We start from the raw sequence: 14,497 nt of genomic DNA on the forward strand, positions 1-14,497 counted from the left end.
AAAAAACGGCAAAATATGAGGAGCTATTTTCCCGTTTTTTTCTCTAATACTCAGATCAAACCGCTGATTTCACAACCTCTGATTCACGGTGTTCCAGAAGTAACTTCTTCGAAAAATAAGCCGAAATGTTACAAAAATTTGAGAAGCAATTTTCGTCAATTCCTTCTTATTTCTTGAAGCTGATCACTTCTGTCACAACCTCTACTGACTAAGGCTTGATATAAGCATAACCTTGGGATTGCAGTTCAACTAAATCAAGTACACCTGCTGGTACAACGATTACTTGTTCAGGTAAAGAACTTTCTGAAATATGATTAGCACGCATAGCATTCGCACAAGCGTGAAAAACGACTTCTTTCAAATCTAAGAATTCTGCATTGGCAGAGTCTAGATAACCGGTAATTGCGATACCGTTGACGGAAACGACGATCGTCGTTTCAGGAGAAGCTTTTATCAGGTTTTTTACGTTTTTCCCTGTTTCTGACCATTTTTCTAATTCATCAATATGGAAAACGACTTTCATTGAAATCATTCCTTTACTTTTTAATAATCATCTTGATCGCTTGCTCTAATTTAGCCGCTTGTTCTTCTGGATTACTATCGGGATTTTCAAAGCAATTTTTCAGATTATCTGCAACGATCATTCCCATTACGCGATCAATGCTAGAACGAACAGCGCTTAATTGAGTGATGACATCCATACATTCTTTTTCATCTTCGATCATTTTTTGGATACCACGAATTTGCCCCTCTGTACGTTTCAAACGGTTCAGGATATTTTTATTCTCAATCTCCATAGCACATTCTCCTCTATTTTTTATAACTCGATAATACCCCTAATCGGTATTTTATGCAAATATAAAAAGCAGTTAAAAAAATGAAGAGTCATTCTGGTTGACAGAATAAGAAAGCTCCTGTTTAATATACCCCGTAAGGTATTTATAAAATATAAACGAGGTGCAGAAAATGAGTTTGTTATTTCAGCCAATAAAATCGATAACAGTCCCAGAATTAAAGGAAAAGCTTTTAGAAAAGTCAGTATTACTTGATGTTAGAACACCTGCAGAATACCGGGGCGGGCATATAAAAGGAGCTAAAAATATTCCATTACAAAGCATAAACAGATATGATGGAGACAAAGAAAAGACCGTTTATGTGATTTGTCAATCAGGGATGAGGAGTAAACAAGCAGCAAAAGAATTAAAGAAATCTGGTTATGATGTGGTGAATGTACGTGGCGGTATGAATCAATGGTTTGATCGAACAGTAGGAGGGAAATAAGATGAAAATCGTTATTGTCGGAGGTGTAGCAGGTGGAATGTCTGCTGCTACACGGCTTCGCCGATTAATGGAAGATGCAGAAATCGTTGTTTTTGAAAAAGGACCGTATGTTTCTTTTGCAAATTGCGGCTTGCCTTATTATCTTTCTGGTGAAATCAGTGACCGGGAAAATCTTCTTGTCCAAACGCCAGAATCATTATCCGCTCGTTTTTGTTTAGATGTGCGTCCAAATCATGAAGTGACAGCTATCTTTCCTGGAAACAAAACGGTAGAAGTCGTACATGAGGGTCAAAAACACTTGGAACAGTACGATGTATTGGTTTTATCTCCTGGTGCAAAACCAGTTGTTCCGTCGATTCCAGGGATAACAGAAGCCGACAATGTTTTTTCTATTAGAAATGTACCAGATATCGATAAAGTGATGCATGTATTAGAAAAACAGCCAAAGCGTGCCGTGATCGTTGGTGCAGGATTCATCGGATTGGAAATGGCAGAAAACCTAAAAAAAAGAGGTTTAGAAGTCATGGTGATCGAACAAGCACCGCATATTCTTCCGACACTGGACGAAGAAATGGCAGCTTTTATAGAAAAAGAATTGTCTCATCAAGGAGTAGAAGTGATTACTTCTCATGCTGTCGCTGGATTTGAAGACCATGGGAAACGATTGCGACTGGATGACGGGCGTACCATTCCTGCTGATTTAGTTATTTTATCCATTGGTGTTCGTCCTGATAACCAGCTAGCAGTGACTGCTGGAATCGAATTAGGTATACGCGGGGGTATCCTAGTAGACGAACGTTATCAAACGAATATTCCTGATATTTATGCGGTGGGGGATGCTATCGTTGTAAAACAGCCAATCACTGGAAAAGATGCACTTATTTCTCTTGCTTCACCAGCCAATCGTCAAGGTAGACAAGTTGCGGACACGATTTCCGGAATTTCTCGAAGAAATCAAGGCAGTATTGGCACAGCAATTATACGAACGTTTGGAATGACTGCCGCATCCACCGGATTAAGTGAAAGAACAGCCAAAGAAAACGAGCTGTCTTTTGAAGTCGTTCATGTGTCAGGAAAAGATCATGCAAGCTATTATCCAGAAGCAACAGATATTTTACTGAAGTTGATCTTCCATCCAGAGACTGGCGAGATTTATGGTGCACAAGGTGTTGGGGCAAAAGGTGTGGATAAACGGATCGATATTTTAGCAACAGCAATCAAAGGGCATTTGACGATCTTCGATTTGCCGGAGTTAGAATTGACGTATGCACCGCCATTTGGCTCAGCCAAAGATCCAGTAAACATGCTAGGATATGCAGCAATGAACATTGCAGAAGGGCTTAGTGAAACCGTACAATGGCATGAATTGCCGACAGAATTAGCCAAAGGAAAAATTTTATTAGATGTGCGAACAGCAGAAGAATTGGAAAAAGGCAAATTCAAGGAAGCCAAACATATCCCTTTGAATGAACTTCGGGACCGAGTAAATGAATTAGACAGCCAACAAGAATATATCGTCAGCTGTCATAGCGGATTACGTAGCTATCTAGCGGAAAGAATCTTGAAGCAGTCTGGCTACCACGTAAAAAACCTTGATGGTGCATTTTCTTTATATCAAACTGTCCGACCTGAAGAACTGATATATCCTAACAAATGATACTCGTTAAAAAGCTTGCATTCGACTCTTAAAAGAGGTAAACTAATCGGTTCCGCCACTTTAAAAAAAGAGGAGAATGTGTATGGTCAACACACAAAAGCAGTTAGAAGAAGCATATCTGAAGAACGTGTATCAAAAGCTAATCGATAAAAGAAACGAACTGCGTGAATCGATGGATACGGCAAAAGTAGAAGGAAACCAGTTGCTGAAAGAAATGGCTGGCGAGCTTCGATTGAATTTTAACAGTTACTTAGATAACCTGGATACTTTTTCGATGATTGAAATGAAAAATAGAGAAATCGATCAGATGAATATCAAACAGAAAAACGCAGAAAATCAGCTAGCAAAGATCGAACGTTTATTGAAAAATCCCTACTTTGGAAAAGTCGTTGTAGACTTTCTGGATAATGAGCCAAAAGAATCCTTTTATATCGGTACAGCAAATTTCACAGATGATGCAGATGAAAATCTTGTTTATGATTGGCGTTCACCAATTGCCGAACTTTTTTACAATAACATGATTGGCCCATCTTCTTATACGGTTCGTCAAAATAAAATCGATACGGTTATCAAAGAAAGACGTCAATTTATTTTGGAAAGAGATCGTTTGGTCAAGTTTTTTGATACGTCTGTAGCTATCCAAGACGATGTGTTATTAGAAGTGTTAGGTCAAGATGAGACCAATGAAATGAAGGCTATCACTGCTACGATCCAATCGGAACAAAACACAATCATTCGGGATGTGAAAAGTCAAAATATCTTGGTAAATGGCGTAGCAGGAAGTGGTAAAACCTCTGCTATCATGCAGCGTATTGCGTATCTGCTCTATTTATATCGAGATACGATGACATCTGATGACTTGCTGATTCTATCACCTAATCATCGGTTCATCGACTATATTTCGAATGTCCTACCATCATTAGGCGAAAGAAATCCACTGAATCTAACCATCTTGCAGCTAGTTTCACAGCTTTCAGCAGAGGAAATAGAAGGTGAAGAAGCTTATTTCAAACGTATCACCAAAGAAAATGTATCAGAGCAAGCAGAACACTTGCGTAGTAAAGAGTATATTGATGATCTAAAACGATCAGATCCTTTGTTTCTAGATCATCCTGATTTTATCCGTGGACTTACTAAAAATGGAAAAACAGTTCTTTCTAAAAAAACGATCGAAAAAATATATGAGAAAGTCCCTGCTCATCCTAAATTGATCGACAGGCTTCAAGCAACGAAAAAGGCACTGATGAGCGAATGGAAGAATCATCTTTTGAAACAAGCAAAAAGTCCTGCTGTGCAGAATCAGGTACTCTCGTTGACAGAAGATAGGCAGTTGAAATTATTCGGTGAATTGATTTCTGATGATTCGGAACAAAGTATCGCAGTTTATGCAAGGAAACTTTTACAAAAAAACTATCGAAAAATAACCAGACAGATTGAAGAAATGGCATGGGTGGATGAGCACCGATTGTTTGAAAGAATTTATGAAAAACGATATGGCTCAGCTTATGTTTGGCCACACACACGTACTGTTGATGAAGCAGTCATTTTATTAGCTATTCATCATTTGCTTGTTGAAAAGGTAAATGTACCAGCGTTTCGCTATCTATTGATTGATGAAGTACAAGATTATACCCTGGCACAATTAGGTCTATTGATCGAATTATTTCCAAAAACTCACTTTACTTTAGTAGGTGACGAGAATCAAGCAATCTTTAATTCTTCCACTACTTTTGCTGATATTATGCGTTGTTTCGACGACTACCATCTGCCGATCCATCGGTATGATCTTAGAAATAGTTACCGTTCTAGCGGAGCAATCACAGAGCTTTTCAAAACCTATGCTGTGGATCAAGAGAAGATCGACATCGTATCGATCCGACCGCAAGGAAAAGAACCCGAATACCGCTCTTTTCGATCCTCTGAAGAATTGTTGGAAATACTAGCTGAGATTTTGACTTCTCTAAAAGGAGAAAAAGCGGCAATTATCACCCAAACAGAAGAGGAAACCCAAACGCTACAAGAATCGATTAAAAAAAGTTCATATGGATTAGAAAACTGCCAGATCATCCCTTTGAGTCTAGCAAAAGGACTAGAATTTGATCATGTAATCTTGTATCCATTTGAAAACGATAGAGATGAGAAGAGAAGACGCAGACAAATGTACACGGCGATATCTAGAGGAATGAAAAGCATTGTCGTATTGGAAAGAGAAACATAATTAAGAGATAAAAAAATAAAAAGAATAACTGATAAAAAGAACAAAATATTTTTCATTTGCCGATGAGAAATGTTTTGTTCTTTTTCTTAGGAAAAATTTAGGAACACTTTATGTGAAAAGAAATGAAAAGTATGGTAAACTCCTACGTCGTAACAAAAATGTGAGGTGAGGATATGAAAAAAGTAACAAGAGAAGAAGTTGCATCGATTTTGGTGAAAGATAAGTATTTTTCAAAAGGTAATTATTGGTTAAAAATTTGGCAAACGCTAGTGGCTCTTTTGGGTTGGATGATCGTTGTTCTTCCTTTTATATGGGTGTTTTTTCCATTGACGAGACCAGAAAGAGCCAAAGATTTTTACTTGTACGCTTTTTTATTGGAAAAGAAAATGCTGTATTTCTTCATCGGCTTTTTTGCATTGATCTTTTTCAGCTTCCTGATTATTTCATTTGTGTTGACTAGATGGAACAATCGAAATTTGTATAGAAAAGTAAATAAGTCTTTTGAATATGAAGATGAAGAATTGAAAAAAAGACAAGAATTACTTGAAGAAATGTATACGGAACGTTTTGGAACAAAAGAAGAGAGAGAAACGGTCCGTTTTTATTCTGTCTCCGAAGAGAAAAATCTAGATACGACACTCATTGCAGATTTGTATAAAGAAAATGGGGTGGAACTGAAATGACCTCAATCACTCATACAGGTAATCAATTCCTAGATACTTGTTTGTCTATCATGTATTTTTTTCTCGTTTCTTACCCGATTTTAGGCGGATTTGCATGGTTTATTGGTGTCTGGTGTTATGTTTTTTTATACAAACATAAACAAAAAGAATGGGTAGATGTTCCATCGGGTGTCGAACCGTTCATTACGATCATGGTGCCAGCCCATAATGAAGAGATCGTGATCGAAGATACGATCGAGTATTTGATGACGAAATTGAATTATCACAACTATGAAGTATTAGTGACCGATGATGGTTCAACGGACCAAACACCAGAAATATTAGCCAGACTGATGAAAAAATACGCTAATCTTCGTGTGGTTCGGATCGAAAAAAATAAAGGGAAAGCCCATGCGTTTAATATCGGACTTGCCTTTGCAAAAGGGAAATTGATTTTAAGCAATGATGCAGATACGGTACCGGAGCCAGATGCACTGAACAGGTATGTGAATTATTTCATTCGCCCTGGTGCAAGACATATTGCTGCGGTCACTGCAAATATGGATGTCCAAAATCGTACCAAGTTGATTGCAAAATCGCAAACGGTTGAATTCTCGAGTATCGTTGGTATCATCAAACGAACACAGTCAGCTGTTTTCGGTGGCCTTTATGCGTACAGTGGGGCAAATACGATGTATCGAAAAGAAGCCTTGATCGATGTGGGCGGATTCAGGCAAGATCGAGCGACAGAAGACATCAGTATTGCGTGGGATCATCAGTTGAATGATTGGGTATCTGTTTTTGCTCCTGGGATCATCTTTTTCATGGAAGTACCTGTGACGTTGAAGATGCTATATCGACAAAGAAAACGTTGGGCAAAAGGTGGAACAGAAGTCTGGCTGACGAATTTCAAAAAAGTGATGCTCCATCCTTTTGAACATATCGGAAGAACGATCATCTTCATTGATCAAACATTGAGTATTGTCTGGTCAATATTCTTTTGTATTTCCGTGATTCTTTTTATTGGATTGATTGGGCATTATGTGTACCAAGGAAACTATGAACAGATCTATGTCACTTTTACATTCAGTTTTGTGTTCATCTGCTTTGAAATGGTCGCAGGATTTTTCCAGTTGCTAGCTTCGCTGATTGTAGATGATCGACGAAGAAAATTGAAATATCTTCTTTTCGCGCCACTATATATGCTTTTGTTCTGGATAGTGAACGCGATAACGATCGTGACGACTTTCATTCCAGCAGTCAAAACGATTTTAGGTTATGGAAGCGGGACATGGAAAAGTCCGGAACGTACAAAAAAATAAAAGATGCACCGTTTTTTAGACAAACAGCCTGTTGTGTTTATGGTTCTTCCAATCATTTTTGCTTATAATAAGAAATTAGTTAAAAAGTAGTAAGGATGGGAAAAGTGATGAAAAAAAGAATGAAGCCGTTGATCTGGCCGATTGCTGTTTCCGGTATTTTCTTCTTCGGACATACGGCTTTTGCAGAAACTTCTGAACCTGCTCAAACAGAGCCTTCAACAACTATAAGCTCTTCTGATGCTGAAAACGGAACCTCGGAAACAGAAATGACTTCCAATGTACCGACAGATAACTCAGGAGAAACGATTTCGTCTTCAGAAGATACATCAACGAATAGTTCTACCTCTTCTGACCAAATCGATCATTTGCAAGACTTGGAAAATAAAAGAAAAGAACTCGAAGAAGCATTAGAAGCTGCAAAAAACAAATTGAAAGAAGACCAAGCAGCAATCGATCAAGATTTAGCTGATCTTAAAAATAAAGCGGGAAATGACCGTGCACAACTTGAGAAAAAGCTTGCTGAAGCGAAAGCAAAAGCGGAAGCTGTCCAAACAGATCTTGACGGGAAGATCCAACAAGCAAAAGAATTCAATCAACAATTAGATCAGGTTGCTCAAACAGCTTCTGGAAAGCTAAGTCAAACTCAAGCGGATATCACAGCGGCCAGTCAAGCAATCCATGGAAAGATCAGCGAAGCGCAAACAGTTGCTGCTGATTTTGAAGCAAAAAAAGCAGACTTAGCAGCTAGTTTCCAACGAATAAAAGATATTTTGCATTCGGCAGGAGAAAAATCAGTGGCCTCTGGAACCACGACAGAAACAGTTCATCAAACGACAGAGCCATCCGAATCAACAAGTCAGACTTTACCAAAAACAAATGAAAAAACAGCTTCTGTCAATTATTCCTTCGTAGGTACAGGTGTGCTAGTTGCAGCAGCTTACGGAATCATTCGCAAAAAGAAATAGAAAAGAGAGAATGGGAAGGTAGTGAACCTCGAAGTTAGACTGAAAAATCTAACTCTTGGGTCCCACTACATGTCCCATCTCTTTTTATTTATTAAGACAGCTATTCCTACTTATCTTGTGGAGACAGCTGTTCCACTACATGTGACCATTAGCATACCATTGTCGCTGCCTAATACTTCGTAGTCCATTTTTACGCCAATGATCGCATCAGCTCCTAATGCTTTTGCACGTTCGGCCATTTCCGCAAGGGCTTCTTCTCTTGCGCCCATTAGTTCATTTTCATAACTTTTTGAACGGCCGCCAAAAACGTTTCGCAAACCAGCCCCCAAATCTTTCAATACATTGATCCCAGTAATAACTTCACCAAAAACGATTCCTTTATAAGCTACTACGGTTTTTCCTTCCACACTATTCGTGGTTGTTGTAATCATTTGATCACTCCTCTCTTTAATGAAAGTATAACAAAGTTCAAGATGTGCAACACATATTTTCCCAAAATTAGGAATTTATTATATACTTGAATTGTTCATTAATGAAAGCGAAACCAATCGTTAGCAACTATGTAAAAGAAAGGAAGATTCTTGTGAAAAAGAGTATTTTGCTTATTTCTCATAGTCAAAAAGTAACAGATGGTATTAAAGAAATGATTGAGCAGATGCAAAAATCCGAAGAGGTGCAGATCTTTTCTCTCGGCGGAATAAATGGCGAGATCGGTTCAGACCCGATGAAAATCGTAGAAGCTGTCAATGAGTCAAGCGATGCAGCTAGTTATTTTGTTTTTGCGGATATCGGCAGCGCGGTATTGAATTCGGAATTGGCAAAAGACATGTTGGAAGAAGAACAGCAGCAACGTTATCATCTGGTGGATGCGCCTTTAGTGGAAGGAGCTTTTGCAGCAGCCATCACCGCCGGTATAACGGATGATACTCAGCAAATCTTAACAGAAGCACAAAATGCCGGAAAGAAAGGATGGGAATAAATTGAAAAAAATCATGAATGATCCAAGCAATATTGTCGAAGAAATGCTGGAAGGATTAGTAAAAAGCTATCCAGAACTTGTTCATCGTGTAGAATCTTCCCGTGTTGTAGCCAAGAATCAGAAAGCGGAACAAGTTGGTTTGGTTTCTGGTGGAGGAAGCGGACATGAACCATCCCATGCCGGGTTTGTAGGGGAAGGAATGTTAAGTGCAGCGGTGCTTGGTGATGTGTTTACTTCTCCAACTCCAGATCAGATTCAAACGGCTATCAAGGAAGCGGATAGTGGAAAAGGAGTTTTACTGATCGTTAAGAATTATACAGGGGATGCATTGAACTTCGATATGGCAAAGGAACTAGCTGCTATGGACGATATTGAAGTAGAAAGTGTGATCGTAGATGATGATATCGCCGTTGAAAATAGTACGTATACTGCTGGAAAACGCGGAGTTGCGGGTACTGTCCTTGTACACAAAATCGTGGGCGATGCAGCAAGAAACGGTGCTTCCCTAGCAGAGTTGAAAGAATTGGGAGAAAAGGTCGTACAGGCAACTAAAACGATCGGTGTAGCGCTTCGAGCAGCAACTGTACCAGAAGTAGGGAAACCAGGATTCGAACTAGGAGAAGATGAGATCGAGTATGGTGTTGGTATCCACGGTGAGCCAGGCTATCGTCGAGAAAAGATGCAGCCTTCTAAAGTACTGGCAAAGGAACTTGTTACTAAGATTTTAGATGATTACTCGAATTTGCCAAAAGAAGCAGGTGTATTCGTCAACGGAATGGGCGGGACGCCTTTGATGGAACAGTTCGTATTCATGAATGATGTTTTAGCTCTGTTGGAAGAAAGAGGCGTCAATGTAGTTTTCCGAAAAGTCGGTAATTTTATGACCTCACTAGATATGCAAGGCCTTTCTCTGACGCTGATCGACTTGACGGAGACACAATGGAAAGATTCTTTAGAAAGCAATGTACAGACGATTTCATGGTAAGACAATCTCAAGATAAAAGGGTGATAATATGAAATTAACCGTTCAAGAAATCCAAGAATGGCTCTCACAATTTGCAGAGGCAATAAATCAGAACAAACAATATCTCAGTGAGCTAGATACCCCGATTGGCGATGGAGACCACGGAAATAATATGGGAAGAGGGGTTTCAGCTTATGAAGAAGCTTTTCAAACCGATCATCCTGAAACAATTAGTGATACATTCAAAGTATTCTCTATGGCGATGATATCGAAAGTCGGTGGGGCTTCTGGTCCGTTATACGGATCTGCATTCATGAACATGATGAAAGCGACAAAAGAGGTCGATTCTATTGATTCTCAAGAAAAATTAGGAGAAGTGATCGAGCAGGGAACAGCGGGTATTCAAAGCCGAGGAAAGGCAGAAGCTGACGATAAAACGATGTTAGATGTTTGGCTCCCAGTTACAGAGGCATTGAAAGCAGGAAATCTAACAAAAGAAATCATTGAACAGGCAAAAGAACACACCAAAGACTTGGTAGCTAAAAAAGGACGAGCTTCCTATCTAGGAGAGCGTGCAATCGGACATATCGACCCGGGAGCTGCTTCCAGTGCCATTTTATTTACGACACTACTCAATGTGATCAAAACTTCATGACCGTTCCTGTAAATGGAAACAGAGGCTGAACTCGAAAAGCAAGCAGTTGCTTTTTCGATTCAGCTTTTTTACAGTTGTTTCTTTTAAATAAGATAGTTAAAATAAAAAAGAAAAGAGGGAACAAAATGGATCTAATGAAAGAAGACTATCAGTTATTTGACAGAGACAATTATGCATTCAAACAACTCAAAGAAATACATACACCAGATGAAGTCGAACAAATCAAACAAGAATACAAAGCACATTGGCAAAAATGGAAAGAGATCCAACTCCAGACTGCTGCACTTTTGCCTGATACGTATGGCATGAGCAAACCTAAAATCGAGAGTTGGACGAATGGCTGGAATTTACGCAGTCATTTTTGGAGCGCGTACCGAAGCGAATCTCGTCAAGACGAGAATGCCTGTCTAGCAGTTTTGTTGAATCAAAAACAATACCAAATCTATTTGATGTATCAGCACTATAAAAGTGACACGAGAGAAGGAAGCGTTGAAGGATACAATCAATTGCTATCTTTACTGCAGGAATGGAGTACCCAGGTAGCGATTGAAGAATATTATATCTGGCCTCAGCCTGAAAATGAGCTGGAAGATCATTTGCCTTTATCCGTTTATTTATCAGATAAGAGGAAGCAAGAAGAGCTGCGAGAAACAATGGGCAATCGAACCTTCCAACTTGGCAAACTGTTTTTTTCTCCAAATGAATACACAAACATCGAAGAGAAAACTGCTGAGGCGCTCAAAGAACTAGCGCCATTGTATCATGCGATAAAAAATAAGTTATGAAAAAGCTGATTGCGTTGCGTACTAAATAGATGGCACATCATCGAATCCACTGCTCTCATGATGCAACATAAACAGACACCTGCGAAAAAATCATTTTTTTCGCAAGTGTCTGTTTGGTTTTTCCATCAGCCAAATCAGAATAAAAATTTAAACAAATCTAAAAACATAACGGTTAACGATCTCTAAAAAACGACGATTGCTTGCGTCCCGCTTATTCTTTTGTATATGTGTTTCGATTTGCATAACAGAAAAAATGAGAAAATATTCATTTTGTTATCAAACAAGGAAAAGTAAGAAAAAGGCTTCTTTTTTCACTGATAAGCCTATGGTAAAATCCATTTAAAGCGTTTTCTTTGTGAAGAGAAGTAAGAAGGAGTAAGCATGAAAAAAATCATTTTCAGAGGAGTCATAGTCATCATCGCACTGAGTATAGGAGGGAAAATATTGATGGATAGAAGAGAAAAAGACAATGAAGAACTGCGTACCATCCAAACCGATCTGGCAAATTATTTGTATAATCATTATGAGATTTATACAAAAGATAAGGACAAAATCGATGAAGCAGATAAGAAATACAATGGTGGTAATGGAACAATAACAGATGACGAATACTTAGAGAGTTTAAAAAATGCTAGGCAATATTTCAACATCGAAAAAATAGAATTTACAGGTTTCTCTGTAGGCCCGATGAAAGGGTTGGTAGTTGGATTTATCATCAATGATGTTTACCCAGATGAAACGACGCTAGATACGAGATCAGCCGAAACAAATAAGTGGCTGTATTCCTTCAACACTGGGAATACTAGGAATTCATATGTACTAACTAAAAAAAATTCTTCGACAGATGAAAAAATGCCCGAAGAAAACATTATCTATTATGACAAGGGAGTCAAGTGATGGACCAAAACAAAGAATTCTCTAAAGCAGTATATGGCGTTGAAACAGGGAAAGTAAAAGTCAACGAAAAAATCGTTGAGGATAAATATCTTGTTATTGATGTCATTGATACCGACAAACATACGATCGGAAAAGAAAAAACACCAAAGAAAAACGGTATGCAGGCCATGGTCGTGGCTGAAATCAAGGATAAATACAAAGGCTATGATAAAGATGATTTGAAAAAGCAAGCCGACTACCCCAAATCGGTCATCAAAAAAGACCTGACCATCGCCTACGCGGGCACTAAAAACTGGCAGGACTGGAAAACGAACATCCGAGAAGTCGGCTTCGAGGACAAACACGACAACGGCGCCTTCCAGTCTGCTTTAGCGTATGCCGATGCAATCGAAAAGACCTATTCTGTCAAAGACGGCTACACCATTTCCACGACCGGTCATTCCTTAGGTGGAGCACAGGCAATCTATGTCGCTGTTTTAAAAGGTTATCACGGATTTACATATGCAGCGGCAGGCCCAGGCCTGAGTGAGAAACAGCTCAAGAATTATGAAGGGCAGATCATCAATCTGTATGACACTTCAGACATCGTGACTAGTGGCTGGCTGACTGGCGGGAAAGGCCAACTGCCATTTCACAGTTTCGGAATCGACAACGCCGGCTGGAAAAACTATGGACACGATCTAAATCAGTTCAATCTCGACAAAAACGGGAATTACATTGATAAATATGGCGATATCGTCATCTATTCCGACCAACATGGTGGGGTCGCCCTCGAACAGACCTTACTCGCCCAGCAAATCATCAAAAACAAAGCTATGATCCGTCAAATGGAGACATATGGCGAAAAAAATCAATGGGAGAAAGATCGGATCAGTCAACTGAAAGAAGAAAACAAGTGGCTCCAGCTACAAATCAGTGCTTTCTCCAAGCTAGTGACTTGGCGGAAAAGATTCACAGCGAGCAGCGGCGGTCTGTCGACCAATGAACAGATCTATTTAGACGACCAGCAGGCGCTGATGATCGTGAAACATGCGGCTTCCGTCTTCAATCAAGCGATGGAACAAGTGCTAGTCATTTACCAGCGTGGAATTCGTGATTTGGAACAGCTGTGGGCAGATGGTCTTGCGATGGTCCGCAGACAGACACCGCTTTTGTCTCAGAACGAAATGCTCGATGCTCTGCGAGAAGTCGGTTGTACAAAGCAGACGATCGTTGATGAACCTACGCAGGAATTCCGGGAAAAAATCTTCAAAATCAAGCAGCTTTCAGCAGAATTCTCTACCTTGGCAAAAGAGATCGAAGCGAAAATCAATGAGCTGGTCCAACGTGATCGGGACTTGGCACGACAATTATTTTAAAACAAGGAGTAGTGAGATGGAAAAAGAAAACCAGATTCATGAAACATACCGAAAAGAACGACTGCAGCTAGAAGATCAGGAAGATCAGCTCAGACAGATGCAAAAGAACATGCAGCAGCTGGCAGAAACGACTTATTCCAATATACGTTTTTCGGTGCGTTCCTTTGAATGCCCGAAGGATTCTTTGTATTTTGCACAAAAAGAACTCAGACGTTTAGAAGAGAGGTTCTCTCATGAATTGATGCAGAAACGAAAAAAAATCTATGATCAGCAAGATGAAGTCGAACGCCGTTATCGTGCTGATCTGCAACGATTAAACAAAAAGTAACAGGAAAGGAGACAATAAGTGATCGTTCTAGAGGAAAAAATTTGGGAAGACTACCAGAAAGAGATACAAAAAATCTCAGCAAGAGCTTTAGGGATTGCGATGACTCAAGACAAAGTCACGAAATGCAAAAAGGTGAAACAAGTCGCAGAGGTGGAAGCAAGCACGGCAAAAAAAGCGGTATCCTCTGCAACGACTGGATTGGAAAAAGCAGTAAAGGGTCGTTTCGGCAAACAAGTAACAGCGGCATTTAGTAAAAAAAGCCGAATGTTAGTAAGTTTTTAGAAAATCAGCTACAGTAATAAAGAGGTTGTGAAAAAGCTATTCTGCATCAAGCAGTAAGAACAAGCAGAGAAAAATAGCTTTTCATATTTTTCATCTGATTGGGCTTAGTGTCGTAGATGCAAGCTTTTGAACACCGTTTAAGGA

Annotated in this window: 17 protein-coding genes; 14 read left to right on the forward strand and 3 right to left on the reverse strand. The window is 39.3% G+C overall.

Annotated features, from left to right (window positions below):
* Positions 1-208: 208 nt before the first annotated feature.
* Together HMPREF2988_RS05020 and HMPREF2988_RS05025 are read right to left on the reverse strand one after the other, a co-directional pair.
* Positions 209-523, reverse strand: a complete 315-nt coding sequence (locus tag HMPREF2988_RS05020) for a DsrE family protein (protein ID WP_002329633.1) — start codon at positions 521-523, stop codon at positions 209-211.
* 13 nt (positions 524-536) lie between these two features.
* Positions 537-797 carry a metal-sensitive transcriptional regulator gene (locus HMPREF2988_RS05025; RefSeq protein ID WP_002292566.1) on the reverse strand — a complete coding sequence of 87 codons (261 nt, stop codon included), beginning with the start codon at positions 795-797 and terminating at the stop codon, positions 537-539.
* 169 nt (positions 798-966) lie between these two features.
* On the opposite strand from HMPREF2988_RS05025, the gene HMPREF2988_RS05030 reads away from it, so the two are divergent.
* The 6 genes from HMPREF2988_RS05030 to HMPREF2988_RS05055 all read left to right on the forward strand — a co-directional run bounded on the left by HMPREF2988_RS05030 (position 967) and on the right by HMPREF2988_RS05055 (position 8,105).
* Complete coding sequence (locus HMPREF2988_RS05030) at positions 967-1,281, forward strand: rhodanese-like domain-containing protein (protein ID WP_002336078.1); 315 nt, start codon at positions 967-969, stop codon at positions 1,279-1,281.
* Position 1,282: 1 nt separating this feature from the next.
* Positions 1,283-2,938, forward strand: a complete 1,656-nt coding sequence (locus HMPREF2988_RS05035) for an FAD-dependent oxidoreductase (protein ID WP_070770115.1) — start codon at positions 1,283-1,285, stop codon at positions 2,936-2,938.
* Between the two features lie 82 nt (positions 2,939-3,020).
* On the forward strand, positions 3,021-5,156 hold the full coding sequence (locus HMPREF2988_RS05040; RefSeq protein WP_070770116.1) for a HelD family protein: 2,136 nt from the start codon (positions 3,021-3,023) through the stop codon (positions 5,154-5,156).
* A 173-nt stretch (positions 5,157-5,329) separates the two neighbouring features.
* A complete protein-coding gene (locus tag HMPREF2988_RS05045) occupies positions 5,330-5,839 on the forward strand; it encodes a hypothetical protein (protein WP_002315963.1) in 510 nt (169 codons plus the stop codon).
* On the forward strand, positions 5,836-7,140 hold the full coding sequence (locus HMPREF2988_RS05050) for a glycosyltransferase family 2 protein (protein WP_002329629.1): 1,305 nt from the start codon (positions 5,836-5,838) through the stop codon (positions 7,138-7,140). The genes HMPREF2988_RS05045 and HMPREF2988_RS05050 overlap by 4 nt, the downstream gene beginning before the upstream one ends.
* Positions 7,141-7,247: 107 nt before the next feature.
* On the forward strand, positions 7,248-8,105 hold the full coding sequence (locus HMPREF2988_RS05055) for an LPXTG cell wall anchor domain-containing protein (RefSeq protein WP_257243302.1): 858 nt from the start codon (positions 7,248-7,250) through the stop codon (positions 8,103-8,105).
* A 110-nt stretch (positions 8,106-8,215) separates the two neighbouring features.
* On the opposite strand, the gene HMPREF2988_RS05060 is transcribed toward HMPREF2988_RS05055, so the two are convergent.
* Positions 8,216-8,536, reverse strand: coding sequence for a putative heavy metal-binding protein (locus tag HMPREF2988_RS05060; protein ID WP_002315959.1), 321 nt, complete (start codon positions 8,534-8,536; stop codon positions 8,216-8,218).
* Positions 8,537-8,688: 152 nt separating this feature from the next.
* Here HMPREF2988_RS05060 and dhaM point away from each other — a divergent pair, with 152 nt between their 5' ends.
* From dhaM to HMPREF2988_RS05100, 8 genes are all read left to right on the forward strand, one after another.
* The gene (gene dhaM, locus HMPREF2988_RS05065; protein ID WP_002304157.1) at positions 8,689-9,084 is read left to right on the forward strand and encodes a dihydroxyacetone kinase phosphoryl donor subunit DhaM; all 396 of its coding nucleotides are present in this window, start codon (positions 8,689-8,691) and stop codon (positions 9,082-9,084) included.
* Positions 9,059-10,069: a dihydroxyacetone kinase subunit DhaK gene (gene dhaK / locus HMPREF2988_RS05070; protein WP_002329626.1), complete on the forward strand. Its 1,011-nt coding sequence runs from the start codon at positions 9,059-9,061 to the stop codon at positions 10,067-10,069. The genes dhaM and dhaK overlap by 26 nt, the downstream gene beginning before the upstream one ends.
* 28 nt (positions 10,070-10,097) lie before the next feature.
* Positions 10,098-10,703 carry a dihydroxyacetone kinase subunit DhaL gene (dhaL, locus tag HMPREF2988_RS05075; protein ID WP_002341024.1) on the forward strand — a complete coding sequence of 202 codons (606 nt, stop codon included), beginning with the start codon at positions 10,098-10,100 and terminating at the stop codon, positions 10,701-10,703.
* Between the two features lie 125 nt (positions 10,704-10,828).
* Complete coding sequence (locus tag HMPREF2988_RS05080; protein WP_070770118.1) at positions 10,829-11,488, forward strand: glucose-6-phosphate 1-dehydrogenase family protein; 660 nt, start codon at positions 10,829-10,831, stop codon at positions 11,486-11,488.
* Positions 11,489-11,869: 381 nt separating this feature from the next.
* Positions 11,870-12,385: a hypothetical protein gene (locus tag HMPREF2988_RS05085; RefSeq protein ID WP_070770119.1), complete on the forward strand. Its 516-nt coding sequence runs from the start codon at positions 11,870-11,872 to the stop codon at positions 12,383-12,385.
* Complete coding sequence (locus HMPREF2988_RS05090) at positions 12,385-13,743, forward strand: Tle-like phospholipase domain-containing protein (RefSeq protein WP_070770120.1); 1,359 nt, start codon at positions 12,385-12,387, stop codon at positions 13,741-13,743. Before HMPREF2988_RS05085 ends, HMPREF2988_RS05090 begins: the two co-directional genes overlap by 1 nt.
* A gap of 16 nt (positions 13,744-13,759) precedes the next feature.
* Positions 13,760-14,071: a hypothetical protein gene (locus HMPREF2988_RS13755; RefSeq protein WP_024635416.1), complete on the forward strand. Its 312-nt coding sequence runs from the start codon at positions 13,760-13,762 to the stop codon at positions 14,069-14,071.
* An 18-nt stretch (positions 14,072-14,089) separates the two neighbouring features.
* Entirely contained in the window at positions 14,090-14,353 is a 264-nt protein-coding gene (locus HMPREF2988_RS05100; RefSeq protein ID WP_070770121.1) for a hypothetical protein, read from the forward strand.
* The last annotated feature ends 144 nt before the right edge of the window (positions 14,354-14,497 follow it).

Source organism: Enterococcus sp. HMSC061C05, from assembly GCF_001814765.1.
GTDB classification, from domain to species: domain Bacteria; phylum Bacillota; class Bacilli; order Lactobacillales; family Enterococcaceae; genus Enterococcus_B; species Enterococcus_B lactis.

What these genes read in the sequence shown, in the direction of transcription:
- HMPREF2988_RS05020 (WP_002329633.1), bottom strand. Translation starts at nt 523, where the DNA reads ATGAAAGTCGTTTTCCATATTGATGAATTAGAAAAATGGTCAGAAACA.
- HMPREF2988_RS05025 (WP_002292566.1), bottom strand. Translation starts at nt 797, where the DNA reads ATGGAGATTGAGAATAAAAATATCCTGAACCGTTTGAAACGTACAGAG.
- HMPREF2988_RS05030 (WP_002336078.1), top strand. Translation starts at nt 967, where the DNA reads ATGAGTTTGTTATTTCAGCCAATAAAATCGATAACAGTCCCAGAATTA.
- HMPREF2988_RS05035 (WP_070770115.1), top strand. Translation starts at nt 1,283, where the DNA reads ATGAAAATCGTTATTGTCGGAGGTGTAGCAGGTGGAATGTCTGCTGCT.
- HMPREF2988_RS05040 (WP_070770116.1), top strand. Translation starts at nt 3,021, where the DNA reads ATGGTCAACACACAAAAGCAGTTAGAAGAAGCATATCTGAAGAACGTG.
- HMPREF2988_RS05045 (WP_002315963.1), top strand. Translation starts at nt 5,330, where the DNA reads ATGAAAAAAGTAACAAGAGAAGAAGTTGCATCGATTTTGGTGAAAGAT.
- HMPREF2988_RS05050 (WP_002329629.1), top strand. Translation starts at nt 5,836, where the DNA reads ATGACCTCAATCACTCATACAGGTAATCAATTCCTAGATACTTGTTTG.
- HMPREF2988_RS05055 (WP_257243302.1), top strand. Translation starts at nt 7,248, where the DNA reads ATGAAAAAAAGAATGAAGCCGTTGATCTGGCCGATTGCTGTTTCCGGT.
- HMPREF2988_RS05060 (WP_002315959.1), bottom strand. Translation starts at nt 8,536, where the DNA reads ATGATTACAACAACCACGAATAGTGTGGAAGGAAAAACCGTAGTAGCT.
- dhaK (WP_002329626.1), top strand. Translation starts at nt 9,059, where the DNA reads ATGCCGGAAAGAAAGGATGGGAATAAATTGAAAAAAATCATGAATGAT.
- dhaL (WP_002341024.1), top strand. Translation starts at nt 10,098, where the DNA reads ATGAAATTAACCGTTCAAGAAATCCAAGAATGGCTCTCACAATTTGCA.
- HMPREF2988_RS05080 (WP_070770118.1), top strand. Translation starts at nt 10,829, where the DNA reads ATGGATCTAATGAAAGAAGACTATCAGTTATTTGACAGAGACAATTAT.
- HMPREF2988_RS05085 (WP_070770119.1), top strand. Translation starts at nt 11,870, where the DNA reads ATGAAAAAAATCATTTTCAGAGGAGTCATAGTCATCATCGCACTGAGT.
- HMPREF2988_RS05090 (WP_070770120.1), top strand. Translation starts at nt 12,385, where the DNA reads ATGGACCAAAACAAAGAATTCTCTAAAGCAGTATATGGCGTTGAAACA.
- HMPREF2988_RS13755 (WP_024635416.1), top strand. Translation starts at nt 13,760, where the DNA reads ATGGAAAAAGAAAACCAGATTCATGAAACATACCGAAAAGAACGACTG.